At 63.1% G+C, this 233-nt stretch carries 1 protein-coding gene; it reads left to right on the forward strand.

The genetic code is table 11. The annotated features are described in order from the left end of the window. A partial coding sequence (locus tag LCF57_RS28235; protein WP_226001892.1) for a hypothetical protein occupies positions 1–233 on the forward strand: 233 nt, incomplete at both ends.

The following is a 233-nucleotide window of genomic DNA, read 5'->3' on the forward strand; positions in this document are numbered from 1 at the left end:
CCCGGAGAAGCCGGCCATCATTGTGCTGTCGGCCAAGAATGAGGAAGGGCTGAAGGCGCAGGTCCAGAGATTGCTGGCCGCCATCGAGGAACAGCCATGGACGGAGGGCGACCTTGCGGACATAGCCTACACTCTCCAGACAGGGCGCGAGGCCATGGAAGAGCGGCTGGGAGTGATTGTAGACAGCATCGGGCAGCTCAAGGCGAAGCTGCGGGGCTTTGCAGCGGGACAGG

It is taken from the genome of Paenibacillus sp. BJ-4 (assembly GCF_020404765.1).
In the GTDB taxonomy this organism is placed as follows: domain Bacteria; phylum Bacillota; class Bacilli; order Paenibacillales; family Paenibacillaceae; genus Paenibacillus.